This is a genomic window from Tsuneonella sp. HG249 (assembly GCF_053819205.1).
Genome location: NZ_JBSOQY010000004.1, coordinates 61,108 through 87,201, shown reverse-complemented (window position 1 = coordinate 87,201; position 26,094 = coordinate 61,108). Strand labels below are relative to the sequence as shown.

Below are 26,094 nucleotides of genomic sequence, written 5' to 3'. Positions count from 1 at the left end.
CGCGGCTGCATAGCGGTCTCTGGGGCACTCGGGGGCTTTGATGGACGATCTGTTGGCCGAATTCCTGGCCGAAACACGCGAAATGCTAGAAGCCATGGGCGGCGAACTGGTCGCCTGGGAGGCCGAGCCTTCGGATCGCGCGCGGCTCGACACGATTTTTCGCTTCGTCCACACGGTCAAGGGCAACTGCGGGTTCTTCGACTTTCCGCGGCTCGAGGCGCTGAGCCACGCGGCGGAAGACGCCCTGGCAGATGTTCGGGCAGGCCGTCGCGCGGCCGGTCCGCAACTGGTGACCGCTGTTTTGGCCATAATCGACCGTATCTCGGCCATGGCCGATGCCATCGAGAGTGGGAAAGACTTTCCCCAAGGCGGCGATGATATCCTGATTGCTGCGCTGAACGCCGAAGGCGACGATATCGAAGTCGTCGGCAACGTCGATGCGAGCCCGGTCAGAACAGCGCCGGCCGGCCCGCAGCGCACCATCCGGCTGCCGGTCAGCCTGCTCGACGACGTCATGGCGAGCGTCTCCGACCTCGTGCTCGCGCGCAACGATCTCGCCCGCCGCATCCGCGATGCAGGTGCCGATCCCGCGGTCCATGGCCCGTTCGAGCGCTTGAACGGCATCCTGGACGGAGTTCGCGATGCGGTGACGCGGATGCGGATGCAACGCATCGAGCACCTTTACTCGGCACTGCCTCGCCTCGTTCGCGACCTGGCGTCTGAACTCGGCAAGCAGGTCATGATCGATCTCGAAGGGGGTGAGGTCGAGCTCGACCGTGAAATGATCGAGATGGTCCGAGATCCGCTCACTCACATCATTCGCAACGCAATCGACCACGGCATCGAAACGCCGCCCCAGCGTCTGGCAGCCGGCAAGCGCGAGATCGGTACTCTTCACATTTCCGCACGGCAGAGCGGCAACCGTATCATCCTCACGGTATCCGACGACGGTCGCGGGATCGACGGCGATGCCCTGCTGGCCAAAGCGGTTGCCGCCGGCGCGCTCTCCAACACGGACAGCGCGGCTATGGGTGACGCCGACAAACTGGCTCTCATCTTCGAGCCAGGACTATCCACCGCATCCGCCGTGACGGCCGTCTCCGGCCGCGGCGTAGGCATGGACGTCGTCCGCGCGAACATCGAGCGCATCGGCGGGTCGATCCAAGTCAAGAGCTCGCCCGGCGAGGGAACGCGCATCCTGCTGCGCTTGCCGCTCACCCTCAGCATCATCCCCTCGCTTACGGTGCAATCCGGCAGCCAGCTATTCGCCATGCCCCGCTCGTACGTCGAGGAGATCGTCCACGGGCGCGCCGGTCACATCGAGTTCGCCCAAGCGGGAGATGCGACGCTGGTCACCGTGCGTGGCCGCCGGATCGCCTGCCTGCCGCTTGCCGCCGTGCTGGGACTGCCGGGTGAGATTGCGCCCGAGCGTTGCACGCTGGTGTTGGTCCGCCTCGCCGGTGGCGACCTGTTCGCGCTCGCGTGCGACCGCGTGCTGGATCACGAGGAACTCGTCATCAAGCCGCTGGCGCCTGCCATCATGGGCACGGGTATCTACACGGGCAGCACCCTCCTCGACGACGGCAACCCCGTTCTAATGCTCGACGTGGCCGGCATTGCACGAAGGGCCAACATCGTTGGTGAAGTGCAGGAACGCGCCCGCGCTGACATCGACGACGAGAGCGCCGTTCTGGAGCGCCCCGGCGTGGCCGCGATGCTGTTCGTGGGTCTGGACGGCAGGCGCAAGGCCGTCCGGCTGTCCCTCGTCCGCCGCATCGAGCGGGTTGCAGCTTCGTGCTTCGACCTCGGCGGCGAGCGCCCTCAAGTGGTCATTGGAGACGCCATCTTTGCGCTCGCGGGCGCCGAAGCGGGTCAGCTCCCGCGCGACCAGGCAAGTGTGCTGAGGCTGGGTGATGGAACGAACGAGATTGCCTTCGTGATCGACCGCATCGTCGACACCGTGGAGCTTCCCGACGAAGTCGTGCCGGCCGGGCGTAGCGGGCCGGTCGAGGGGACCGTGCTGATCGGAGGTGAACCCGCCGATCTGCTTGACGCACATTGGCTCTTCGCCGCCTTCGCATCCCCAGTCCGTGCGGCCGGGAGGCCGACTTGCCGCCTACCGGCGGGAGACCCGTGGGCTCAAACCATACTCGCGCCGCTCATCGAGAATGCCGGATACACTGTCGTCGACGAGACGTTCGCAGGCAATGCCGATGTGGCGATCGCCACCGACGATTCCGAGCCGCAGGTCCTCGCGGGGGCCACTGTTATCACATTGAGTGCCGACCCCGGAGGCACACTCGACGGCAGCGAGAAACTCTATCGATACGACCGTGCGGGCCTCCTCGCACGGCTAGCTGCGCTGCGCACCGGGAGGGCGGCATGAACGATCTTGTCCTGGTTTTGATCGTCGCAGGCCAGCGCTCCGCTCTTCGCACTGCTGCGGTTCATTCCGTAGTCGAACTGGACGTTGTAGCCTCGGTGCCTCAGGCGCCGCCATTCGTGCTCGGTCTCAGCGCCCTGCGATCGATCACGCTGACGGTGATCGATACCGCCGCGGCGCTCGGCTTGAGGTCTCCCGTCTGCCCCGAACCTGGTGCCCGCGTGGCGGTCGTGGATCATGCAGGCCATCGCTATGCTCTGGTTGTCGACGAGGTTGAAGACGTGGCCGAACTGCTCGCCGCGCCTGCGCCGGTGCCGGGAGAAGTCGGAGAGGGCTGGCACCGCGCGAGCGAAGGTCTGGTCGAAACGACCCGTGGGCCGGCGCTTCTTCTTTCCCTCGAAGCGCTCATCGCCGGGCCCGCGGCCCTCGCGGCTTAACGGGATGCTTACCCCCCTAACCTACGCAGAACCTCCAACGGGTCGACAAGAAAAACGGATCGCTTGCCCATGAAACACTGCCTCGTCGTCGACGACTCGCGGGTCATCCGTAAGGTGTCGCGCCACATTCTCGAATCTCTCGGCTTCTCGGTCGACGAGGCGGAGAACGGTCAGGAAGGTCTCCAGCGCTGTGAAGAGGCGATGCCCGATGTGGTGCTGCTTGACTGGAACATGCCCGTGATGAGCGGGATCGAGTTCATCGTTCAACTCCGCCAGCGGGATGGGGGCGACAAGCCGAAGGTCGTTTTCTGTACCACCGAAAACGATGTCGCCCACATCCGCGAAGCAATTAGCGCGGGCGCCGACGAATATGTGATGAAGCCGTTCGATCACGAGACGCTGCAGATCAAGCTTCAACTCGTCGGCTTCGCCTGACTCGAATGAACCGGGGGGTCGCAACCACCGAATTGCAGCCCGTGAGGGCGCGTCAGCATCACATCCGGGTGATGGTGGTCGACGACTCGCTTGTTGCCCGCACGGTTCTTTCACGGATCATCGAAGCCGAACCCGATCTCGAGATCGTGGCCAAGGCCACTACGGGCGAAATGGCGATCGCGCGTCTCGCGGAAACTCCCGTCGACGTCATCCTGCTCGATCTCGAAATGCCTGGCATCGGCGGAATGGGCGCGTTGCCGCGCATCCTGCAACTGGCGAGGGGTGCCAAAGTCCTCGTCGTCTCATCGCTGACCGAACAGGGTGCCGAAGCGACGCTGGGGGCCCTCTCGATGGGCGCGGCCGATACCATGCTCAAGCCGCGCTCCGGAGAGTTCGATGCCGGCTACGGGCGCATTCTGGTCGGAAAGATCAGGGCATTGGCACCAGGACCGCGAACGCGGTCCGCCAGCGCCCTGACCAAGATCGCAATGCCAGCATCGAGGGCTTCTTCAAGTGGACAGCCACAGGCACTTGCCATCGGCGCCTCGACGGGCGGAATTCACGCACTGTGTCTCCTTCTGGGAGCGCTGCCAAACCGCTTCACAGTGCCTATCCTCGTAGTCCAGCATCTGCCCGAAAGTTTCATGGCGACCTTGGCGCGCCAGCTCACGCTGGCCTCGGGCCGTCCTGCCAAGGTCGCCGGCGGCGATACAGCGCTTAAGCCCGGCGAGATACTGGTCGCGCCCGGCAACGGTCACATGATCGTCCGACAGGTCGCGGGAAGGCTAGTTACTGGAATAGCTCATCACGCCGCCCCGAGCGGCTGCACGCCCTCCCTCGACCCGCTGTTCGAAACGCTGGCCGATGCAACCGGCGGGAAGGCGCTTGGGGTGGTCCTGTCGGGCATGGGACGCGACGGAGTGATCGGTGCTGCACGCCTTGTCGGCGCCGGAGGCACCCTCTTTGCACAAGACGCCGCCACCGCCGCCGTCTGGGGCATGCCGCGCGCGGTCGCCGAGGCCGGGCTGGCCACTGCGGTCCTGCCGCCCGAGGCCATTGCGCACCGGCTCATGCTGCTGTCCGGAGTCGACGAGCCGGTGCGGTCATGAGCGAGATCTCGCATCGCATCGTCGCAGACTTGCTCTTCACGCGGACCGGGCAGCACCTGACCGAGAGCCGCCGGTGGCGCATCCAGACCGCGCTGGCTGGGCTTTTCCGGGAACGGGGGATCAGCAATCTCGACCAGCTCGTGTGCCTTCTGGCCGATCCCCGAGAACAGACGCTCGCACAAGAGGTGGTCGAGGCGTTGCTCAACAACGAGACCTACTTCTTCCGTGATCGGATCATGTTCGACCTGCTAGCGCGCGAAGTATTGCCGGATCTGGCCACGAAGCGCTCGGCCACTCGCCGCCTGTCGATCTGGTCGGCAGGTTGCTCCACCGGCCAGGAAGCGCTTTCACTTGCCATGCTGTTCGCCGACGAACCGAAGCGGTGGGACGGCTGGCGGATCGATATTCTGGGCACCGATATCTCCTCGAAGGCGATCGGTGCGGCTCGCTCGGGATGCTACTCGCAGTTCGAGATCCAGCGTGGGCTGGGCGTCACCCAGATGTTGCGCTGGTTCAACGAAACCCCGCAAGGCTGGCGCCCGCGGCGCGAGCTTGATCGTCGTGTGCGGTTCGAGCAGCGCAACGTGCTCGATCCGCCGCCCGGTCCGGGCTGCTTCGACCTCGTGCTCTGCCGGAACGTCCTACTGTACTTCGATCGCGCCAATCGGGCTCGCGGGTTCGCGCAGCTGGGTGAGGCCGTGGCGCGGGACGGCTGGCTGATGATCGGAGCGGGAGAATCCGCCTCCGGGCATTCGACCGAATTCATTCCGGCCTGCGACACGAGCGGGCTTTATCGGCGGAAGCTTATCGAGAGCCCGACGCCCGCCTGCTTGCGTCGAAATGCAAGGTAAACAGCGATTTAACCGCTTGTTAGGCTCTCCCTTCTACGGTCTCCCGGGGGCGCGTAAGAAGCGCTGGGGGGAGCGCGCGTGACAGCACTAGGCGGCCGAGAACCGATCGGATCGAAGGTGCTCGTGTTTGCACCTTTGATTATCCTGTCTGCGCTGTTCGGCGGTTTCGCCGCTTTGTTTGTGCTCGGGGCCCATGTGCCAGCCATTCCACTGGCCTGGATCGCCGGAGCCGCAGTGCTTACCTATGGAGCCGTCGTCGTTCTGCTCGGGCGATATGGCCTTCGCCAGATAACCCGTCTGGAAGGACTGAGCCGGACCGATAGCCTGAGCGGTCTGCCCAATCGGCGGGCTCTCCATGAGGATGCTGCACGGCTTGGGAAGTCCGGAGAGGAAGTCGCGGTCGCGTTGATCGACCTCGACGGCTTCAAGCTCGTGAACGACCACTATGGTCACGTCGTCGGCGACCAAGTGCTGTGCGAGTGTGCCGAGGTTTTGCTGGAGATCTGCGGCAGCGAAGCCCGACCCTACCGCCTGGGCGGTGACGAGTTCGCCATCCTCAAGGTCGGCCCGCTGGCAGGCACGATCCTGGAAGGAATTTGCCGCAGTCTCATCGAACGAATGGGTTCGCCTATTCCCGTCCGGGATAGACGCATCCCCGTGGGCGCGAGCATCGGCCTTGCCCGATCTCCCAGTGGCGAGAGGCATGGCTCCTCCGAGTTGCTACGGCGGTCCGACGTGGCGATGTACGCTTCCAAACGCGGCGGCAAGATGCGCTGCACGTGGTTTTCGGACGACTTCGACCGCACGCGTGAAGCGACCCACCAGCTCGATATCGAATTGCGGGAGGCGCTCACCCGCGGCGAGTTCGCAGTCGCCTATCAGCCGCTGGTCGACGCGCGAACCGGCGTGATCGTGGCGGTCGAGTCCCTGGTCCGGTGGAACCGCCCCGACGGCAAGAAAATCGGTCCCAATGTGTTCATCCCGGTGGCCGAGGAGTCGGGTCTGATCAACGCGATCGGCCTGTGGGTTCTGGAAACCTCGTGCCGTGACGCGCTGGATTGGGATGGGATCAAGCTATCGGTCAACCTTTCTGCGGCCCAACTGCGCAACCCAGAATTTCCCATTCAGCTCGGTCAGATCCTGGAAGACACCGGTTACCCACCCGAGCAGCTCGAGTTGGAGATCACCGAAACCTGCCTCGTGCTCGATCCGGTGGTCGCCGAGCGCAGCCTCGGCCTGATCCGTCAGTTCGGGGTCAATATCGCGCTCGACGATTTCGGCACAGGCTATGCCTCGATCGGCTTCCTGCGGCAGTTTCGGTTCGAGAAACTGAAGCTCGACCGTTCGCTGGTCGTGCAGGCCCAACTGGATAACGGCAGCCGGGCGATGATGCTTTCGAGCATCTCGGTTGCCCGCGCCATGGATATGGACGTCACGGCAGAGGGCGTCGAAACCGAAGAGCAGGCCGATCTGGTCCGCGCCGCCGGGTGCGACCAGATCCAAGGTTGGCTCTATTACAAGGCGATGCCCGCCGAAGAAGTGGCGGGTCATCTAGGAAAGACCGCGAGCCGTCATCGGGGCGCGGGGACGAGGGCAGCATGAACGCGATGACTTCAATTGAGCAGGATCTGCACCAGGAAATCGCTAGCGTGACGCTGGCGGCGGGCACGGTGTCACAGCAACGCGAACGATGGATCGCGGCGCGCTGGTTCAATGACCTGCCGCTCGCCCGCAAGCTGGCGCTTCTGATTGGCGGATTGCTATTCGGTCTGACCGCCAGCACGGCAGTCACCTACGCCGCCTATATCGCGTTGCTCAGTTTCGAAGCCGCATTAAGCATGATAGCAGCGGTCTGGTTTCTCGGATTCGGGCTTGGCGGAATCGCGTTGCGCCGAATCCTGATCGATACCGCCATCCCGCTCCGGAAGCTGACCGACGACATGGAGCGCCTAAGCGCGGGAGACCGCTCCTTCACGCTGGGATATCTCGACCGGGCGGACGAGATCGGCGGCATGGCGCGAGCTTTCCAGGTCTTCGTGAAGTCCGGGCACAAGCTCGATGAAATGTTCGAGCAACGCAAGATTGCCCGCATAGAACAACAGAGAATGCTACTTCAACTGGCCGCCAACTTCGAACGCGAAGTAGGCGATGTGGTGACCGCGGTCGCCTCAGCTGCCAATCAGCTTGAACATGCAGCAGGGTCGATGGCTACGGCCGCCGACCAATCCGCCAACCAGGTCGATCTGGTCTCCCACTCGATGAACGACGCTTCGTCCGGGGTCGCAGCCGCCGCCGCCGCGAGCGACGAATTCGCCATGTCGATCGGCGAGATAAGCCGCCAGGCCGCTCAGTCAGCCGGTCTGGCACGAGAGGCGACGACGGCCGCCGAGCAGGCAGACGGCACGGTTCAGGCGCTGGCGGCTTCGGCGGAGCAGATCGGCCAGATCGTCGAGATGATCAGTTCAATCGCCCGCCGCACCAATCTCCTTGCGCTGAACGCCTCGATCGAGGCCGCCCGCAGCGGCGAAGCGGGTCGTGGCTTCGCGGTCGTTGCAAGCGAGGTCAAGGAACTCGCGGCGCAGACCGGGAAGGCGACGGACGAGGTCGCAGCCCAGATCCGCGCTATGCAGGAATCGACCGGCGCGAGCGTGGGCGCGCTCAAATCGATTGCCGAGCAAATTCAACAGCTCGAGGCGACGGCGGTATCCATTGCGTCCGCCGTCGATCAGCAATCGGTGGCCGGGCAGGAATTGGCACGCAACATCGACACCGCCGCGCGCGGCACGGGGGATGTCTCCGCCAGCGTAGTGCAAGTGCGCGAGACCGCATTGGCAACGGGCGCGACCGCCAGCCAGGTCCTAAGCTCTGCGAGCGAGCTTAAATCTCAGGCCGCCAGCCTACGCAGCCAGGTCGACGGCTTCCTGAGGCACGTCCGCGCGGCTTGAGCGCTGCGGCGGCTAGTCCCTGTCGCCGTGGCTGGACGACTGGCCACGGCCAGGGTTGGCCGAGCCCGTGCGGCTTGTATTCTCCCACCAATATGGTGCGCGGCGAGCGGAGCCGGTCTCCACCTCGTCCATCGTCCGGGCATCGTAGAGCCGGCCACCCAGCATGACCTGGTCGATCTTGTCCGAGTTACGAATGTCGGCGCTGGGGTCGGCGGAGAGCACGATGAGGTCCGCGAGCTTGCCCGGCTCCAAACTGCCGATATCCTTGTCCATTCCCAGCGAGCGGGCAGCGGCGATCGTTCCTGCACGTAACGCATCGACCGGGGTCATGCCGCCGCGCACGAAGCTCCACAGCTCCCAGTGCGCGGCGATGCCGGGCTGCTGGCCGTGGGCACCGATGGCGACCTCGATTCCCCGCTCCGCGACCTTCTTCGCCTCGCGCGCGCTATCGTCGTCGACGAACGACCACTCCGGCGCGGTCACACGCCGGGCGGTATCCGCCAGCAGTTGTTTGGGGGGTGTGTGCACCATCAACGGGTTTTCCCACACATTGGTAGCCTGCCGCCAATAGGGATCGCCCGCCAGCCCGCCGTATGTGACGCCCAGCGTCGGCGTGTAGTTGGTCTGCGACTGGCGCCAGTACTGCAGCACGTCATGGTAGAAAGTCTCGATCGGCACGTTGTGCTCGAGCGTCGAGTTACCATCGGCAATGAGGTTCATGTCGAACCCGAACAAGCTTCCTCCCTCGGCGACGACGAGCATGTCCTCGGCCCGGCTCGCAGCGACGATCTGCTGCCGCTGCTCGCGGCGGGGCTGATTGTAGTTCTTGATCGAATGGCCGCCCTGCGCCTTGATCCGCCGGACGTGCGCCAGCGCATCGTCGTAGCTGTCGATCCTCGCATATACGTCCGGGGCCTTCGCGCCGTAGACGATCTCACCGGTCGAGAAGATGCGCGGCGCGAGCAGGAGCCCGGCGCGCTGACGCTCGGCGGCGGCGAATATCTGGCTTGCCTGCGCCGAGGGATCATGCAGCGTGGTGCTCCCGAGGGCGAGCGCCTGGATGAGCGCCCAATTCTGTTGCGGCACCAGGTCGCCCTCGCCCTGGGGTCCGTGCGCGTGGGCGTCGATGAGTCCGGGCATAATCGTCTTGCCCGAAGCGTCGATCACCCGCGCTCCAGCGGGGATGATCACGGCGTCGCGTGGACCGACCGCTGCGATCCGGTCGCCCTCGATCACTACTACGCCGTCATCGATCGCCCCGGCCTCCTCGCCGGCCATAGTAAGCACGCGTGCGCCGACCAGTGCTACGCTGCCGCGCGGCTTGGCGGCCGCGACGGACCGGCCGAGGTCGATGCCGCTCGAAGGGGAAACGAACTTGGCCGCATCCTTCTCGTGGGGGGCATCGGCAAAAAAAGAGGAGCGCTCGGCGGTGTACACCGTCGGCCCCATGCTCCAATGCAGCTGCGAGCCATCGCCCGACCAATGGATATAGTCCGCGCCGCCCGACGAGACCTTCGTTACCGGCAGGGGGCCGCCTTTCTCGTCAACAGAGACGGCCTGACCGCCGGGCATCAGGGGCATGGCGAAGACTTCGTAGTTCTGCCGAAAAGCGACCGTCCTGCCATCGGGCGAGACGCGGAAGTCGTTCACCAGTTCGCCCTCGGCATGGACGCGCTTCGCCTCGCCGTTCAGGTCCGTCGAGATGAGCTGATTCTTGCCGCTCGAACTTCCCACCATGAAGACGCGCGAACCGTCCGCTCCGAATTGCGGAGAGGCATTCCCGCGCCCGATCAGCGTGGGGATCCCACCGGCGGCCGGCACGCGGTAGACGCCGGGATTCTCGGACCAATCGGGCGACGTGAGCGAGCCTCCGCCGCGCTTTTCAAATACGATCGCTGTCCCGTCGGGCGAGAACGCCGGGTTGGCATAATGTCCGGGCTGGCCGGTAAGCGCCTTTACCGCGCCTCCACCGGCTGCGACTATCATGAGCTTGCCCAGCCTATCATCCGTCCAGCTAACGAATGCGATGCGCTTTCCATCTCGTGACCACGCAGGGTAAAGCTCGAGCGCGTCGCCGCCACTGGAGACGAGACGGCGGGCCGACCCGCCCTGGGTCGGCCGGATCCATAAATGGCCCAGCGATTCGTAGACGACCTGGCGGCCATCCGGCGAGATCGCGGCGAAGCGGATCATCTTGGTCTTGAAACTGTCCTCCCCCACCGGGATGCGGGGATGAGGCGCCTCGGCAACCGAGCGGGTGTCGTCGATCGCAAACGGGATCACGCCGGCCGCCCCACTATTCGCGTCGATCCGGCGAATCTTCCCGCCCGACCAGAACACGATCGATCCGCTGTCGGGGGTCCAGTCCATGTTGGGGTAGACCCCGGTCACGGCCCAAGTCTCCTGCACGTCCCGATCGAGATCGTCGGCAAGCCTGCGCTCGATCCCGCTGACGATGTCCTTGACCCACAAGCCGGTCTTATCCGCGTCACGCCTTACGAACGCGATCCGCTTGCCATCGGGCGATGGCGTCGGGCGAACCGCTCCGCCGAGGCCTGAAACCGCGTCGGTGGTTTCACCCGTGGCGATATCGTAGCGCTGGATGTCGAATATCCCCTGCACCGAATCCTGGGCGTATTCGAAGATCGGGCCGGGGGTATTGTTGCGGGTGAAATAGACCGACTTGCCATCGGGCGCGAACGTCGGCTCTCCCAGTTCCTTCTGATGTTGCTCGCTGGGCCGCGCCACCAGCTTTACGCCGCCACCGCCGGACACGTGATAGAGCCATACTTCGCCGGTGCCGAGTGAGCGACCGGTCGTGAAATGCTTCTTGGCGACGATGTACTGCCCGTCCGGGCTCCAGCTGGGCTGGTTGAGCAGGCGGAAGTCTTCCTTGGTCAGCGCCACCTTGCCGCTGCCGTCGGCATTCATGAGCCAGATGTTGTCGCCCCCGCCCCTGTCGGTGACGAAGGCGATGCGGCGGCCATCCGGGCTGAAGCGCGGCTGAACCTCCCACGCGAGCCCCTCGGCGATGCGTGTGGGCGTGCCGCCGGCAATCGGCATGGTGTAAATGTCGCCCAGCAGCGAGAACGCGAGCACGCGGCCGTCGGGCGACACGTCCACGTCCATCCACGTGCCCTCGATGGTCCGTATCGTTGCGTGCCGCAGAGTAACTCCGCGCGGCGCCGTGACATCCCATTTTGCCTCGTCGCCAGGCGCCGGGTCGGCAGGTGCGACGGACGTGGCCTGACCGCTATCAGGAAGTGGCAACTTGCCCTCCTGAATGACGGGGCTGGTCGCTTCGTTCTCGGGCGCCTCGGTCGTTTCCACGGGGGGCAGGGGTTTAGCCTCCTGTGCCTGTGCAGCCGATATCGCGAGCAGGCCGGCAAGAACCGAAGCGACCGAATAATGCATGAAATGTGTCCCCGGGTATGAATGGCCGGGCGTCTAATGTGCGCGGTTCGCCACGTCACGTCGCTAATCGACGAACGCCATGAACATCCGAGCGGCGTGCTTGACGGACTGCAAAGCCGGTTGGCAGAAGCGCAATTCGTCTTTGGGGACTCTTCACATGACCGTTCGCGCCGCTGCCGTGCTTCGCCTCGCCTTGCTTGCGGGGGTTTCCTTCCCCGCCAGCGCTTTCGCCGCCGATGAGGCGCCCATCTCCCTCCCCGGTGCGCCGGGCCAGCCGAGCCGGACGCTCACTCCTGCGGAAGCGACGCAGCTTGCCAAAACCCGTTACGCGCCTGGCGACGTCGCGTTCATGCAGCACATGATCGTCCATCACAAACAAGCGCTCGACATGGCCACGCTCGCCCGTTCGCGAACGAACAACGCTGCCATCCTGAAGGTCGCCGACCGTATCGAGTCGAGCCAGAAGGACGAGATCAAATTCATGACCACCTGGCTGACCGACCGCAACGAAGCGGTCGCCATGGCTGGCATGGGACACGCGCATCACGCCATGAAAGGTATGGCCTCGCCCGAGCAGATGGCCGCGCTTGCCGCCGCCAATGGCACTGCGTTCGACCGCATGTTCCTTCGTCTCATGACCGCCCATCACCAAGGTGCGGTCGACATGGTCGAGGAACTACACGAGCAGCCCGGTACCGCCTACGATCCGGTGATGTTCGAATTCACCAGCGAGGTGGTAACCGACCAGAAAGCCGAGATCGACCGCATGAACTCCGTCGCGGCCAGCCTTTCGCGAGATCCCCGCGCAACCCTGGCCGCGGGTTTTCGCGACGCCGGGGAAGCGATCCTGAACATGCGCAAGATTGCGGCATTGCCGAAGCCCCCCGGTTTCTTCGACCCCGCCAACCCGGCGCAGCTCCAGCCGCTCAAGCCCAAAAAGGATGGCGAGGCGCCGAAGCCGGACAAGGATGGCGAGCCCGCGAAGCCGGACTTCTCCGAGCGCGGCTCGCTGCTCGATTTCGCGACGACCGACATCGCGTTCAAGGACGACTTGATGTTCGCCGGCAGCTATCACGGGTTCAACATCTACCGTCTCGGCGCGGACGGCGTGCCCAGCCTCGTGAGCTCGACCGTCTGCCCCGGGGGACAAGGCGATGTATCGGTAGTCGGCAACTTGCTGATCATGAGCGTGGAGGACAACCGGGGCCGGGTCGATTGCGGACTACAGGGCGTGAGCGACAAGATGAGCGCGGAGCGTTTCCGCGGCATCCGCGTGTTCGACATCTCGAACCTTTCGCGCCCCGTTCAAGTCGGCCAGGTGCAAACGTGCCGCGGCAGCCACACGCACTCGGTGGTCTTGGCTGACAAGGACCGCATCGTCGTCTACAACTCGGGCACCAGCTACGTGCGCGACGAGAAGGAGCTTGCCGGCTGCTTCGATACGCAGGGCGACGACCGCACAGCCCTGTTCTCGATCGACGTCATCGAGATTCCGTTGGCCAATCCGGCCCAAGCGCGCATCGTCGACCGGCCGCGGGTGTTTGCCGCGGGAGGCCAGATCGCCGGGCTGTGGCGCGGTGGGGACCATGGCGACGGAACTCAGGAAACCAGCCAGACTGACATGTGCCACGATATTACCGTCTTCCCGGCCAAAAAGCTGGCCGCGGGGGCATGCTCGGGCAACGGCATCATTCTCGACATCTCGGATCCGCTTAAGCCAAAGCGGATCGACGACGTGACCGACAAGGGCTTCGCCTACTGGCACTCGGCCACCTTCAACAACGACGGCACCAAGGTTCTGTTCACCGACGAGTGGGGCGGTGGCGGCCGGCCGCGCTGCCAGGCCGGCGACCCGATGAACTGGGGCGCGAACGCGTTCTACGCGATCGAGAATGGCAAGCTCGTATATCGCGGCACATACAAGTTGCCCGCGCCACAGAGCGACAAGGAGAACTGCGTCGCGCACAACGGCTCGATTGTGCCGGTGCCTGGACGCGACGTTTTCGTGCAGGCTTGGTACCAGGGCGGCATAAGCGTGATCGACTTCACCGATCCTGCAAACGTGAAGGAGATCGCGTACTTCGACCGCGGCCCGGTCGACAAGGACCAACTCGTCACCGGCGGCTACTGGTCGGCCTACTGGTACATGGGGCGCATCTACGCGACCGAGATCGCCCGCGGAATCGACGTGTTCGCGCTCTCACCCAGCGAATTCCTGACCGCCGAGGAGATCGCCGCCGCCGAGGCGGCGCAGTATCCTGGCGACGTGTTCAACCCACAGACGCAGACGCAAGTCACCTGGCCTGCCGGCGTAGCGGCGGCAGCGGAGGCCAGCCGCACGGGCGGTTAGGAATCGTTGCACACTGCAACGGAACGGTTTACGCTCGCGTCAACCGGGAGAGATGCGATGGCCCTGACTCACTGCGACCACGACGTGCTTATCGTCGGGGCCGGAATTTCCGGTATAGGAATGGCCGCGCATCTCGAGATGATGTCCCCGCGCCGCACTTACGCGGTCCTCGAGCGGCGCGCCGACCTCGGCGGCACGTGGGACTTGTTCCGATATCCGGGCATCCGCTCGGACAGCGATATGCACACGCTCGGCTTCGTGTTCGAGCCATGGAAGCACGAGAAATCGATTGCCGATGGCCCGGCGATCCTCGACTATCTCCACCGCATCGTCGACGAGCGCGGCATACGCGAGAAGATCAGCTACGACTGCAAGGTCATCTCGGCAGACTGGCATTCCGGCGAGGCATGCTGGCGCGTGACCGTGGAGCGGGGCGGCAAGCGCGAGACGATGACGGCCAACTGGCTCTACCTTGGCACCGGATACTACGATTACGACGATCCGTACGACGCCGGATTCGATTTCTCGTCCTTCGAAGGCCAGGTAATCCACCCGCAATTCTGGCCGCAGGATCTGGACTACAAGGGCAAGAACGTCGTCGTCGTGGGCTCGGGCGCGACCGCGGTCACCATCGTCCCAGCGATGAGCGAGCAGGCGGCGAAGGTCACCATGCTCCAGCGCACGCCGACATGGATGTTCTCACGCCCGGCGAAGGATGCGATCGCCAACTTCCTGCGCAAGTGGCTGCCGGAGGAGACCGCCTACAAGATCACCCGCTGGAAAAACGTTTTGCTCCAGGACATCGGCTTCAAGCGCGCGCGCAGCCAGCCCGAGAAGGTCAAAGAAGCGCTTCATAAGCGCATCAAAACGTCTCTCGGGGACCGTTACGATGCTGAAACATGGACGCCGCCGTACAATCCCTGGGAGCAACGGCTTTGCCTGGTGCCCGACGACGACTTGTTCCAGGCGATCCGTCACGACAAGGCCGACGTCGTAACCGGCAATATCAAGGGGTTCGAGAGGGACGGCGTGCGGCTTACCGACGGGCGCTTGCTTCCGGCCGACATCATCATCACCGCCACCGGCCTCAAGCTGGCGGTGGCGGGCAAGATCGCCGTGAGCCAGGACGGCGCGGCGGTCCAGTTCGCGGACCGCTTCTACTACAAGGGCTGCATGTTTTCGAACCTGCCGAACTTCTCGGTCGTATTCGGGTATCTCAACGCCAGCTGGACGCTGCGGGCCGACATAAATTCGGAGTACGTCTGCAAGGTGCTCAACCACATGGAGCAAGTCGGCGCCAACGTCGCCTGCCCCGTGCTCCCCGAGAACCATGGCTTGGTGGAGGACGACCTGTTCGACTTCTCGAGCGGCTATATCCAGCGCGGCAAGCACATCATGCCCAAGAGCGCGACCACCCTCCCCTGGCGGCTCAATCAGGATTACCGCTTCGACCGGAAGGCTCTGGCGACCACGCCGGTGGCCGACGGGGTACTCAAGTTCGATCATGTCGAGGCGGGCCAGGAATCCCAGCTCGAAGCGGCCGAGTAACTCTGGCGCCGGTTGTGCCTTTGGCCTAGCGCTCGCCGATGGCAACCGATCGCATCTGGACCGCCGCCCTCGTCGTAATCGGCGACGAGATCCTTTCCGGCCGCACGCACGACAAGAACATCGCACAGATCGCGAGTTGGCTACAGGTGCAAGGTATCCGCCTCGCCGAAGTGCGCGTGGTGCCCGACATCGAGGATCGCATCGTCGAAGCGGTCGACGCCCTGCGGGCCCGCAACGATTATCTGTTCACCACCGGCGGGATCGGACCGACGCACGACGATATTACCGTGGACGCCGTGGCCAAGGCGCTCGGGGTGCCGGTCGTCATCCACCCCGAAGCGCGGGCCATGCTGGAGCGATACTATACCGGGCGCGGCCAGGCGCTGAGCGAGGCGCGGCTGCGCATGGCGCGCGTGCCCGAGGGCGCCCAGTTGATCCCCAACCGGATGTCGGGAGCGCCCGGCATCCGCATCGGCAACCTCTTCGTGATGGCCGGCGTCCCGCACATCACCGCGGGCATGCTCGAGGCGCTCACCGGCACGCTCGAAGGGGGCGCGCCCCTGGTCAGCGAATCGATCGGCTGCTGGGCCGCCGAGAGCGAGGTCGCCGACCTCCTTCGGGGCGCCGAGCAGGACCATGAAGGGGTGCAGATCGGCAGCTATCCCTTCTTTCGCGAGGGGCGCGTTGGCGCCAACTTCGTCGTCCGCTCGACCGATCCCGAAACGGTCGCGCGCTGCGTCGAGGCCCTGTTCGCGGCGCTCGCCGAACAAGGGCATTCGGTCACCCGCGGCGAGATCTGATCGCACAAACGAAAAGGCCGGCGGATCTCTCCGCCGGCCCTCTTGCCGCTAGTGCGTAATGATCAGGCGCCTTCGACCTCGGCGAGATCGACCTTGAGGCCCGGGCCCATCGTGGTGGTCAGCGAGACCTTGCGCACGTACTTGCCCTTGGAGCCCGACGGCTTGGCCTTGACGACCGCCCCGGTCAGCGCGTCGAAGTTCTTCTTCAGCGCCTCGTCCGAGAACGACAGCTTGCCGAGGCCCGAGTGGATGATGCCCTGCTTCTCCACGCGGAATTCGACCTGGCCGCCCTTGGCGTCCTTCACGGCCTGCTCGACATTCGGCGTGACGGTGCCGAGCTTGGGGTTCGGCATCAGGCCCTTGGGCCCGAGGACCTTACCCAGGCGGCCGACCACGCCCATCATGTCGGGGGTGGCGATCACGCGATCGTAATCGAGATTGCCGGCCTGCATGTCTTCCATGAGGTCCTCGGCACCGACTTTGTCGGCTCCGGCGGCAAGCGCCTTGTCGGCGTTGTCGCCGCGGGCGAAAACCGCGACCTTGACGTCCTTGCCGGTACCCGAGGGCAGCGAGACCATGCCGCGGACCATCTGGTCGGCGTGGCGCGGGTCGACGCCGAGGTTCAAGGCGACTTCGAGAGTCTCGTCGAACTTCTTGCTGGCGTTCTCGCGGAGCATCTTCAGCGCATCGCCGAAGGTGTAGAACTGGTCACGGTCGATCTGGGCGACGACCTTCTGCTTTTTCGATTGCTTGGCCATCGGATCAGCCCTCCACCACTTCAAGGCCCATCGAGCGCGCGGAGCCCTCGATGATGCGGGTCGCCATCTCGATGTCGTTGGCGTTCAGATCTTTCATCTTGATCTCGGCGATTTCCGAGAGCTTCGAGCGCTTGATCGTGCCGGCCTTGACCTTGCCCGGCTCCTTCGAGCCTGACTTCAGGTTTGCGGCCTTCTTGATCAGGAAGCTCGCGGGCGGCGTCTTCGTGACGAAGGTGAAGCTACGATCCGCAAAGACGGTGATCACGGTCGGGATCGGCATGCCCTTGTCGAGGCTGTCGGTCGCGGCGTTGAACGCCTTGCAGAATTCCATGATGTTGACACCGCGCTGCCCTAGCGCGGGGCCGATCGGGGGTGACGGATTCGCGGCGCCCGCAGGCACCTGCAGCTTGATATAGCCGTCGATCTTCTTGGCCACGGATGGCCTCCTTTCTCACTGTCGCTCCGTTGCAACGGAGCTCATGGTAAGCGGTCGAACGAAGTGCCTTGCGGCGCCTCTCCCGCGTGGATTCCCGATGCTATCGCTTGGGAAGGCGCGCGCCTAGGCGAATGACGCCCGCAAATCAAGGGCGAAGCGGTTCGACGGCGCCTGTGGCCACCTTGCCGAGCGCTATTGGCAGCAGGACGTACCTGACGGTATCGTGCATCGATGCCGAACCCGATCCCTCGCCTTGTTTTCCTGCGCTTCGCAGCTTGCGCGCTCTGCCTCCTAGGCACGCCCGTCCATGCCAATGAGCTGGCCGCGGCCGAGAAACCGAAACCGATCGATCCCGCGGCGAGGATGGACGATCTTCCGCCGGCGGTGATCGACGATGCGCTGGCGATCGGCGGCGAGGATATCGCTGCGCGCAAAGTGCGCACCCGCATGACCGTGGCGGTCAACGTGAACGGAACCGGGCCGTATCGCTTCGTCGTCGACAGCGGTGCGGACACGTCGGTCGTCGGCGAACGGCTCGCCAATGCCTTGAAGCTCCCTTCCGGCACCCCGGTCCTTCTCAATGGGATAACTGCGAGCAGCATGGTTGATCGGGTGCGGGTGGACCAGCTCCAAGTCGGGCCAAGCTCGATCTACAACCTTCACCTGCCCGTCCTCAAAGAGCTACATATCGGCGCAGAGGGAATGCTGGGTCTCGACGCCCTGGTCGAGCAGCGGTTGATGCTCGACTTCGAGAAGCGCGCGATCAACGTCGATGATGCTTTGAGCCCCGCGCCCCGAATGGACGGCGAGATCGTTGTCACGGCGCGCCTGAAGCGCGGTCAACTGATCCTGACTGAAGTGAAGGCTGGCAATACCGCGGTCGACGCGGTGGTCGACACCGGCTCGGAGATTACCATCGGGAACACTGCGCTGCGCGACAAGCTGTTCCAGCGCTACCATGACGACTTCGAAACGGTTCAGGTCGTTGGGGTGACCGGGGTCGTGTCCGACCTGCAACTCGTGCGCGTGCCAGAACTTAGGCTTGGCTCGATCAGGCTACGCAACGTGCCGATCGCCTTCGCCGACATCCCGCCGTTTCAGGTGTTCGGGATTAGCGAGAAGCCTTCGCTGCTGCTCGGCACCGACCTGATGGAAGTGTTCCGGCGCATCTCGCTCGACTTCCGCGCGCGGAAGGTGCGGTTCCAGCTCCGCAAGTGCGATCAGGCCCAGATCAGGATCAGTAGCATGCCGAGCGGTTTCGCCCGGCTTAGCACGGACAACGCATCGACTTGCATCCGCTGAGCGGAACACTCGAGAGGGTTACTTGACCAGTTCGACCTGCTCGAAGTCGAGCTCGACGGGGGTAGCCCGGCCGAAGATCGAGACCGAAACCTTGACCTTCTGCTTGTCGAAATCGAGCTCCTCGACCAGTCCGTTGAAGCTGGCGAAGGGCCCGTCGAGCACCTTGACCTGGTCGCCGATCTCGTAGTCGACGTTAACGTGCTTCTTGGGCTCCGCCTTGGCGGCTTCGACGCCGCCGAAGTAGCGGGCGGCCTCGCGCTCCGAAATCGCCTGGGGCTTCTGGCCGGAACCGAGGAAGCCGGTCACCTTCGGGGTGTTCTTGACCAGGTGGTAGACGTCGTCGGTCAGGGCCAGCTTGGCGAGCACGTAGCCCGGCATGAACTTGCGCTCGACCTGGACCTTCTTGCCGCGCTTGACCTCGGTCACGGTCTCGGTCGGCACTTCGACCGCCTCGACCGCCTCCGACAGGCCCAGCCGCTCGGCCTCGGAAATGATCGAGTCGCGAACCTTGTTCTCGAAGCCGGAGTAGGCGTGGATGATGTACCAACGAGCCATGAAAGTGCGTTCGTCCCGTAGCTGCTCAGGCGAGCGACAAAAGCCAGCGCATACCCGCGCTGAACAGGGTGTCGACGCCCAGGAAAAATATCGAGAGGATCAGCATCATGATGGCCACGAAGATCGCGGTACGAACCGTCTCTTCACGGCTCGGCCAGACAACCTTGCGCGCCTCGGCACGAACCTGGTTGATGAATTCTGCCGGACTTGTCTTGGCCATGACGATGAAGCTTTCGCCCCCCACAAAATGAACGCTGGTTCCGGGATGGGGTCAGCGCCGCCCCGGTTCAAGTCCGGGAGGGCAAACAGTCGTTCCATCTGTGCGGAAAAAGCCCGGTCGCCCTAGCCCCGGCAATAGGCAAAATCAAGCGGCCCCGAAACGGCGCGGGGCCGGCCACCCTCAGGCGACCGGCCCCGGACGTCGTTGGCTGGGTAACGTCAGCGCAGGCCGAACAGGCGCGCAAGCAGTCCCGGCTCTTCCATCGGCCGGATGGGGCCGAAGATCCGATAGCGCTGCGACGCATCGCTGAACGGACGTGGCTGGACCCATGAATCCGGCCGACTGCTACGAAACGACAAACCTGACATGGTAACCTCCATGAACCGAATTGCCCCTCCGGCTGTCGCTGATAACCCTCGGCTGGTCGGCGCGGTTCCCGGCTAACCTGCTGCTAACCCTCCGATTGTCGCCTAACTCACAGGTGCGAACGGACAAATTTTCTCGCGGCGGCCCGGGGACCGCCGATCCGTTAATCCAGCACGAAAGGAAATTGGCAGGGGTGACAGGATTCGAACCCGTGGCCCTCGGTTTTGGAGACCGATGCTCTACCAGCTGAGCTACACCCCTGCGCTCGGGTGGCGCGCTTTAGGTGCAAAAGCCCTGCATCGCAAGCGGGCAAACCCTGCTAGTAGCCAGGCAACCGATGCACGCGCCCGCCCTCCCGATAATTCCCAGCGACCTCTTGCTGTTGGCTTATCGCAACGGCATCTTTCCCATGTCCGACAGCCGCGACGATCCCGAAGTATTCTGGGTCGAGCCGCGGCGGCGGGCGATACTACCGCTCACTGGGTTCCGGGTGTCGAAGTCGCTCGCCAAGGCGATCCGCCAGGACCGCTTCCGCGTGACGTGCAATGCTGCTTTCGACGAAGTGATCGCCGCTTGCGCGGAGCCCCGGCCGGGGCACCCGGACAGCTGGATCAGCGACCGCATCATGGCCAGCTACCGCGCGCTCCACGAGGCGGGCAGCGCGCATTCGATCGAATGTTGGGACGCCGACGACCTCGTAGGCGGGCTCTACGGCGTCGGGTTCGGCGGCGTGTTCTGCGGCGAGTCGATGTTCAGCCGGGCGGACAATGCCAGCAAGGTCGCGTTGGCATGGCTGGTCGCGCTGATGTTGCGGGGCGGCGCGAAACTGCTCGACTGCCAGTTCATGACCGAACACCTCGCCTCGCTCGGAGCGATCGAGATTCCGCAGGACCGCTACGTGACGTTGCTGGGCGAGGCCTCCGGACTCGGCGAGGGTGACGCGGCAGGCCGAGGCGGAGGCTCCGCCTCGCTACCCGATGCCTTCGGGGCGCTGCTCGCCGAAGCGGAAGGAGCGGGCCTGCCGCCGTCGAAGGTCATCCTGCAATCCTTGACCCAGACGTCGTAGATCGGGTGCTCAACGACGTTCAGGCTGGGCGTTTCCTTGAACAGCCAGCCCGAAAAGACCTTGCCCCAGTCGCCGTCCTCGCCCGCGGCTCGGACGAAGACCTGGGCGAAGGCGCCCGTCTGGCGCGGAAACTCCCACGGCGCCGTGCGTTCGCATGCCGCGAGCCGCACGATCAGGTCGCCCCAGCGCCGCGCTTCGCCCGGCTTCACCTCGATGGTTTGCGTCAGGTTGTTGCGCTTGTTGAGCAGCCCGATCACCGCCACGCGGTCCTTCATCGGCATGCCCTGCCCGGCATCGACCGGACGCACCGGCCGCGGCGCGCGCAGTTCGGCCGGAATCTCCGTCTCGACCGGGCGCGGCTCCGGCGGCGCCTCGGAGCAGGCGGCCAACACTCCGAGTGTGAGAACGGCGAGCGCCCGGCGCATCGTCAGGCGTCCGGGGTCCATGCCTCGTAGTCACCCGTGGCCGCGGCCCGCTTGCCACCGCGCTCGAGCGCGCCTTGCGGGCGATAGGCAGTATCAGTGCCGGTGGCGTTCGGGCTGTAGTCGACTTCCCAGATGCGCGCCGGGGGCAAGCGGCTTTCCGGCACGTCGTCGAAGCTGCCGTGAAGCCAGCCGTGCCACTCGGGCGGCACGTTGCTGGCGTCGTTCGCGCCCGAATAGATGACCCAGCGCCGCTCCGACCCAGCGAAGGGCTGGCCGTTGGGCACGCGCTTCTTGGCGCGGAAATACTTGTTGCCGGCGAAATCGGTGCCGACCTGCTCGCCGTTCAGCGCGCTCCACAGAGAGGTGCCGATGGTCGCGCCGTCCCACCAAGTGAAAATCTTCGAGAGCATGCCCATGGGCCGCGCGCCTAGCCGATTCGGCCCATGCCGCCAAGCATCTCGGCGAGCCCATTACCAGTTGACCCGCGTGCCCGGGCCGATGCCCAGTTCGGCAGCGCGGCCCGCGTTGAGTTCGAGCACCGCCGCCGTCAGTCCACGCGCCCCGACCGGTTCGAGGGAATACGGCACGGTGTTCGCCGCTACGTTGATAACCTTGCGGTCGGTGCCGATGAAGATGATGTCGAGCGGCAGCGGCGTGTTCTTCATCCAGAAGCTCGCGATGTCGGGCGGATTGCGCGGGAAGATCATGCCTTCGTCCCGCCCCATCTCGGTGCGGAACATCAAGCCCTGCGCCTGCTCGGCGGCGGTAGCTGCGACTTCGACCCGGAAGGCGTGCTTCCCGCTGTCGGTCGTGACCGTCAGCGGGATCACCCTCAGCCCGGATACGGAATGGGTCGCGCTGGTTTGAGCGGCGGGCGTCGCCTGGGCAGCCGGTTGCGGCGAACACGCCGCCAGCAGCACGGCGATAGCGAGGACGGGAAAGCGGATCATTCATTCTCCTCGGCCTCTTCGGCCCATGCCTCTGCGTCGGCGATGCTGGCCGCGTCGACTACCGCGCGGGCGGCGTCGAATCCATGGCCTGCGCGCAGCATGGCGGCGATTTGCTTCTGCCGCCTGTCGCCATCGTCGGTCCGTTCGCCCCATGGGCCGAAGCGGCGGCGCGAGGCGAGGGCGAGCGCGGCGCGGCGTTCCTCCGCTTCCCCCAACCGCGCCTCGTTGCGGATATCCTCCGCGATGCCCGCCGCGGCCAGCGTCTGGTTCACCCGCCGCTGACCGTAACCACGGCGCGAGAGCCCGCCGCTCTTGGCCCGCGCCCAGGCCTCGTCGTCGATATAGCCCAGTTCGACGAACCGATCGACGATCGCGCGCGGGTCTGCGGTCTTCTTGTCGTCCCAGCCCCGCTCACGCAGCTTACGGACAAGATATTGCTCGACTTTCGCGGCACTCGTGGCGAACCGCGCGACGTAGGCCAGGGCCAATTCGTCGAGCTTGCGCGCCGTCAATGGCGGCGCCTGCCGGCGCTCCGTGTTCCGATTGCGAACCATGGCCGCCATATTCGTGCCACACTGTGTAACGAATGGGAAACCTTGGACCATGCGCGGGGAAGCGCTAAGAGGGATTGCGCACGCCGAGACTGCATACGGGAAGCGCTTAAAAAGCGCGCAGACAACGGGTTTACGCTCCACACATGACCGATTCGATACTGAAGCCGACGCCGAATGACTGCCCGCTGCCACGGCGGCGGTCGGACTTCGCGACTTTCGCCGAGGCCATCGATTACGCCGCCAAGAGCGAAAAAGGACTCAACTTCCACGATATGCGGGGCGATCTCGACCGCGCCTATCCTTTCGCGGAGATGCGCGCCGACGGCCTCGAGATGGCGCACCGGCTGGTGGCCGCCGGCATCGGCAAAGGGGACCGGGTCGCCCTCGTCGCCGAAACCAGTCCCGAATTCGCCGCCCTCTTCTGCGGTTGCATCTACGCCGGCGCGTGGCCGGTGCCGCTGCCCCTGCCGACCACCTTCGGCGGCAAGGAAAGCTACATCGAACAGCTCGCGGTGCAGCTCGAGAGCAGCGATCCCGAGGTGCTGTTCTATCCCGCCGAGATCGCCGAGATGGCCAAGGCCGCGGCCGACCGGCAAGGCTGCAAAGGGATGAGCTGGGAGGACTTCGCCGCCAACGACGCGCCCGAAGTGCCCCTCCCCGCGCCCCAGCCGGACGATATCTGCTACCTGCAGTATTCGAGCGGCTCGACGCGCTTTCCCACCGGCGTCGCGGTCACTCACCGGGCGTTGCTGCATAACCTCTATGGCCACGCGACGGGGGTCGATCTCGGCACCAACGACCGGGTGGTGAGCTGGCTCCCTTGGTATCATGACATGGGCCTCGTCGGGTGCTTCCTATCGCCGATCGCCAACCAGGTAAGCTGCGACTACCTCAGGACCGAACACTTCGCGCGCCGGCCGCTGGCTTGGCTCGACCTCATCAGCCGCAATCCGGGCCACACGTTGAGCTATTCGCCCACCTTTGGCTACGACATCTGCTCGCGGCGGATCTCGTCGCAGAGCCACGTCTCGGAAAGGTTCGACCTCTCGCGCTGGCGCACCGCGGGGAACGGCGCAGACATGATCCGGCCCGACGTGATGCAGAATTTCGTCAACGCTTTCGCGGAAGCCGGCTTCAAGGCGAGCGCCTTCACACCGAGCTACGGCCTTGCGGAGGCGACGCTGGCCGTGACCGTGATGCCGCCAGGTGAAGGCATCCGGGTCGAACTGGTCGAGGAAGAACGCCTTTCGGGAAGTCCCCGCGACCTCAGCCGCCCGGCGCGCTACCGGGCAATAGTCAATTGCGGCAAGCCGCTCCCCGGAATGGAAGTCGAGATTCGCGGCGAGCACGGCGAGATCAAGGGCGATCACCAGATCGGCAAAGTCTGGTGCCGCGGCGAGAGCGTGATGCACTCCTACTTCCGCAACGAGGAAGCTACCAACGACTGCCTGGTGGATGGCTGGCTCGACACAGGCGACATGGGCTACCTCGGCGACGGCTACCTGTTCATCGTCGGACGGGCGAAGGACATGATCATCATCAACGGCAAAAACCACTGGCCGCAGGATATCGAATGGGCGGTCGAACAGCTCCCCGGCTTCAACCACGGCGATATCGCCGCATTCAGCGTCGAATCCGACAACGGTGAGGAAGTCCCCGCGGTACTGGTCCACTGCCGCGTGTCGGACCCCGAAGAACGGGTGCGATTGCACGACCAGATCCGCGACAAGGTGCGCTCGATAACCGGCATGAACTGCGTCGTAGAGCTTGTCCCGCCGCGCACCTTGCCGCGCACAAGCTCGGGCAAACTCAGCCGGGCGAAGGCCAAGCGGCTCTACCTCGCGGGTGAGATCGAGCCGATTAAGCTGCTCGAGGCGGCCTGAACTTCTCGCAGAACTGGTTCACCCTCGCGTCTGGCGTGCTAGACGGGGTTGAAACGCGCGTAGACTGTCTTATCATGCTAACACAGCGCGCTGAGAGGAATCCATGGCCGAAACGCAGACCAAGACCGCGACCGACCTAAACCTGACCCCGCCCGACCCGGTGCCGGTTGTGGCGGCAGCGCAGGCTTCGGGCCTGGTCCCGGTGACCGACGAGAAGAAATCGAAGCTCGAGGAAAAGGCCGATGCGTTCGTCGCCGACCTCGTGGCACAGGACGCCAACTCGCCGGAATTTGGCAAGAAGGTCGACCAGATCACCAACATGGGCCGCAAGGAAATCATGGCGGCGGCGGGCCACTCCAACCGCTTCCTCGACCGGCCGGTGCGGGCGATGAGCAAGGACGAAGGCGTCGGCGCCAATCTCGCCGAGCTGCGCCGGGTGGTCGAGGATCTCGATCCGGGTCGCCGCGGGGCCAAGAGCGGCACGCGCAAGTTTCTCGGGATCATCCCGTTCGGCAACAAGCTGACCAACTATTTCCGCAGCTACCAGAGCGCGCAGACGCACATCCAGTCGATCCTCGGCAACCTCGCCAGCGGCAAGGACGAGCTGCTCATGGACAACGCGGCGATCGACGTCGAACGGCAGAAGCTGTGGGAGGCGATGGGCAACCTTGAGCAGATGATCCACATCTCCAAGGTGCTCGACGAGAAGCTGGAAGAGAAGGCCGCCGATCTTGACGCGACCGATTCGGCCAAGGCCAAGGCGATCCGCGAGACCGCGCTGTTCTACGTCCGCCAACGCACGCAGGACCTGCTCACCCAGATGGCGGTTTCGGTGCAGGGCTACCTGAGCCTCGACCTGGTCAAGAAGAACAACGTCGAGCTGGTGAAGGGCGTCGACCGCGCCAGCACCACCACCGTCGGCGCACTGCGCACCGCGGTGACCGTGGCCGAGGCGATGACCAACCAGCGGCTGGTCCTCAACCAGATCACCGCATTGAATACCACCACCGCCAACATCATCGACAGCACGAGCACGCTGCTGCGCGAGCAGACCGGCAAAATCCACGAACAGGCCGCCGCGAGCACCATCCCGCTCGAGACGCTGCAACGCGCGTTCCAGAACATCTACGACACGATGGACGAGGTCGACGCGTTCAAGCTGCGCGCGCTCGATTCGATGAAGCAGACCGTGACCACGCTCTCGGCCGAGGTCGAGAAGTCGAAGGGCTATATCGCCCGCGCCGAAGGGCAGGCGAAGGCTTCGGCGTCGGTCAGCGAATCCAAGTTCCTGACCGCGGAGGCCTGAG

The 26,094-nt window shown here is 64.8% G+C and carries 22 protein-coding genes, 1 tRNA gene and 1 pseudogene; 14 read left to right on the top strand and 10 right to left on the bottom strand.

Translation table 11 applies throughout. The features are described 5' to 3' along the window. Nucleotides 1–40 precede the first annotated feature (40 nt). The 7 genes from ACWPM1_RS14050 to ACWPM1_RS14020 all read left to right on the top strand — a co-directional run bounded on the left by ACWPM1_RS14050 (nt 41) and on the right by ACWPM1_RS14020 (nt 8,160). Nucleotides 41–2,386 carry a chemotaxis protein CheA gene (locus tag ACWPM1_RS14050; protein ID WP_455695537.1) on the top strand — a complete coding sequence of 782 codons (2,346 nt, stop codon included), beginning with the start codon at nt 41–43 and terminating at the stop codon, nt 2,384–2,386. Continuing rightward, the gene (locus ACWPM1_RS14045; RefSeq protein WP_455695536.1) at nt 2,383–2,820 is read left to right on the top strand and encodes a chemotaxis protein CheW; all 438 of its coding nucleotides are present in this window, start codon (nt 2,383–2,385) and stop codon (nt 2,818–2,820) included. Before ACWPM1_RS14050 ends, ACWPM1_RS14045 begins: the two co-directional genes overlap by 4 nt. A gap of 69 nt (nt 2,821–2,889) precedes the next feature. Then, a complete protein-coding gene (locus tag ACWPM1_RS14040; RefSeq protein WP_455695535.1) occupies nt 2,890–3,255 on the top strand; it encodes a response regulator in 366 nt (121 codons plus the stop codon). A gap of 5 nt (nt 3,256–3,260) precedes the next feature. After that, nucleotides 3,261–4,364, top strand: coding sequence for a chemotaxis-specific protein-glutamate methyltransferase CheB (gene cheB, locus ACWPM1_RS14035; protein WP_455695534.1), 1,104 nt, complete (start codon nt 3,261–3,263; stop codon nt 4,362–4,364). Further along, nucleotides 4,361–5,215 (top strand): CheR family methyltransferase, encoded by an 855-nt coding sequence (locus ACWPM1_RS14030; protein WP_455695533.1) that lies wholly within the window; start codon nt 4,361–4,363, stop codon nt 5,213–5,215. Before cheB ends, ACWPM1_RS14030 begins: the two co-directional genes overlap by 4 nt. A 78-nt stretch (nt 5,216–5,293) precedes the next feature. Beyond that, on the top strand, nt 5,294–6,817 hold the full coding sequence (locus ACWPM1_RS14025; RefSeq protein WP_455695532.1) for a putative bifunctional diguanylate cyclase/phosphodiesterase: 1,524 nt from the start codon (nt 5,294–5,296) through the stop codon (nt 6,815–6,817). Then, the gene (locus ACWPM1_RS14020; protein WP_455695531.1) at nt 6,814–8,160 is read left to right on the top strand and encodes a methyl-accepting chemotaxis protein; all 1,347 of its coding nucleotides are present in this window, start codon (nt 6,814–6,816) and stop codon (nt 8,158–8,160) included. The genes ACWPM1_RS14025 and ACWPM1_RS14020 overlap by 4 nt, the downstream gene beginning before the upstream one ends. Before the next feature lie 12 nt (nt 8,161–8,172). On the opposite strand, the gene ACWPM1_RS14015 is transcribed toward ACWPM1_RS14020, so the two are convergent. After that, entirely contained in the window at nt 8,173–11,574 is a 3,402-nt protein-coding gene (locus tag ACWPM1_RS14015; protein ID WP_455695530.1) for an amidohydrolase family protein, read from the bottom strand. 157 nt (nt 11,575–11,731) lie between these two features. On the opposite strand from ACWPM1_RS14015, the gene ACWPM1_RS14010 reads away from it, so the two are divergent. From ACWPM1_RS14010 to ACWPM1_RS14000, 3 genes are read left to right on the top strand one after another with little or no spacing between them, the layout of a single operon-like run. Then, the gene (locus ACWPM1_RS14010; RefSeq protein ID WP_455695529.1) at nt 11,732–13,924 is read left to right on the top strand and encodes a DUF305 domain-containing protein; all 2,193 of its coding nucleotides are present in this window, start codon (nt 11,732–11,734) and stop codon (nt 13,922–13,924) included. A gap of 57 nt (nt 13,925–13,981) precedes the next feature. Beyond that, entirely contained in the window at nt 13,982–15,472 is a 1,491-nt protein-coding gene (locus tag ACWPM1_RS14005; RefSeq protein ID WP_455695528.1) for a flavin-containing monooxygenase, read from the top strand. Between the two features lie 38 nt (nt 15,473–15,510). Then, complete coding sequence (locus ACWPM1_RS14000; RefSeq protein ID WP_455695527.1) at nt 15,511–16,272, top strand: competence/damage-inducible protein A; 762 nt, start codon at nt 15,511–15,513, stop codon at nt 16,270–16,272. A gap of 62 nt (nt 16,273–16,334) precedes the next feature. Here ACWPM1_RS14000 and rplA read toward each other — a convergent pair whose 3' ends face one another. Together rplA and rplK are read right to left on the bottom strand one after the other, a co-directional pair. Further along, complete coding sequence (gene rplA / locus ACWPM1_RS13995) at nt 16,335–17,030, bottom strand: 50S ribosomal protein L1 (RefSeq protein ID WP_455695526.1); 696 nt, start codon at nt 17,028–17,030, stop codon at nt 16,335–16,337. Nucleotides 17,031–17,034: 4 nt separating this feature from the next. Beyond that, nucleotides 17,035–17,466 carry a 50S ribosomal protein L11 gene (gene rplK / locus ACWPM1_RS13990; protein ID WP_455695525.1) on the bottom strand — a complete coding sequence of 144 codons (432 nt, stop codon included), beginning with the start codon at nt 17,464–17,466 and terminating at the stop codon, nt 17,035–17,037. Between the two features lie 231 nt (nt 17,467–17,697). Here rplK and ACWPM1_RS13985 point away from each other — a divergent pair, with 231 nt between their 5' ends. Further along, a complete protein-coding gene (locus ACWPM1_RS13985) occupies nt 17,698–18,768 on the top strand; it encodes a retroviral-like aspartic protease family protein (RefSeq protein WP_455695524.1) in 1,071 nt (356 codons plus the stop codon). Nucleotides 18,769–18,786: 18 nt separating this feature from the next. Here ACWPM1_RS13985 and nusG read toward each other — a convergent pair whose 3' ends face one another. From nusG to ACWPM1_RS13970, 3 genes are all read right to left on the bottom strand, one after another. Then, a complete protein-coding gene (nusG, locus tag ACWPM1_RS13980; protein ID WP_455695523.1) occupies nt 18,787–19,323 on the bottom strand; it encodes a transcription termination/antitermination protein NusG in 537 nt (178 codons plus the stop codon). A 25-nt stretch (nt 19,324–19,348) separates the two neighbouring features. Beyond that, a complete protein-coding gene (gene secE / locus ACWPM1_RS13975; RefSeq protein WP_455695522.1) occupies nt 19,349–19,543 on the bottom strand; it encodes a preprotein translocase subunit SecE in 195 nt (64 codons plus the stop codon). A gap of 551 nt (nt 19,544–20,094) precedes the next feature. Beyond that, nucleotides 20,095–20,170 (bottom strand) — tRNA-Trp (locus tag ACWPM1_RS13970). Between the two features lie 76 nt (nt 20,171–20,246). Here ACWPM1_RS13970 and aat point away from each other — a divergent pair. Continuing rightward, nucleotides 20,247–20,975 carry a leucyl/phenylalanyl-tRNA--protein transferase gene (aat, locus tag ACWPM1_RS13965; protein WP_455695521.1) on the top strand — a complete coding sequence of 243 codons (729 nt, stop codon included), beginning with the start codon at nt 20,247–20,249 and terminating at the stop codon, nt 20,973–20,975. 35 nt (nt 20,976–21,010) lie between these two features. Here the strand turns inward: aat and ACWPM1_RS13960 are convergent. The 4 genes and pseudogenes from ACWPM1_RS13960 to ACWPM1_RS13945 all read right to left on the bottom strand — a co-directional run. After that, nucleotides 21,011–21,250, bottom strand: a pseudogene (locus tag ACWPM1_RS13960) (DUF2155 domain-containing protein); the annotation flags it as partial. A gap of 152 nt (nt 21,251–21,402) precedes the next feature. Further along, complete coding sequence (locus ACWPM1_RS13955; RefSeq protein ID WP_455695520.1) at nt 21,403–21,816, bottom strand: NADH:ubiquinone oxidoreductase subunit NDUFA12; 414 nt, start codon at nt 21,814–21,816, stop codon at nt 21,403–21,405. 54 nt (nt 21,817–21,870) lie between these two features. Next, entirely contained in the window at nt 21,871–22,350 is a 480-nt protein-coding gene (locus ACWPM1_RS13950) for a DUF192 domain-containing protein (RefSeq protein WP_455695519.1), read from the bottom strand. Next, nucleotides 22,347–22,862 (bottom strand): regulatory protein RecX, encoded by a 516-nt coding sequence (locus tag ACWPM1_RS13945; RefSeq protein ID WP_455695518.1) that lies wholly within the window; start codon nt 22,860–22,862, stop codon nt 22,347–22,349. Before ACWPM1_RS13945 ends, ACWPM1_RS13950 begins: the two co-directional genes overlap by 4 nt. 185 nt (nt 22,863–23,047) lie before the next feature. On the opposite strand from ACWPM1_RS13945, the gene ACWPM1_RS13940 reads away from it, so the two are divergent. Together ACWPM1_RS13940 and ACWPM1_RS13935 are read left to right on the top strand one after the other, a co-directional pair. Next, nucleotides 23,048–24,787, top strand: coding sequence for a fatty acyl-AMP ligase (locus ACWPM1_RS13940; protein WP_455695517.1), 1,740 nt, complete (start codon nt 23,048–23,050; stop codon nt 24,785–24,787). Between the two features lie 103 nt (nt 24,788–24,890). After that, nucleotides 24,891–26,093 carry a toxic anion resistance protein gene (locus ACWPM1_RS13935; RefSeq protein WP_455695516.1) on the top strand — a complete coding sequence of 401 codons (1,203 nt, stop codon included), beginning with the start codon at nt 24,891–24,893 and terminating at the stop codon, nt 26,091–26,093. Nucleotide 26,094: the final 1 nt, after the last annotated feature.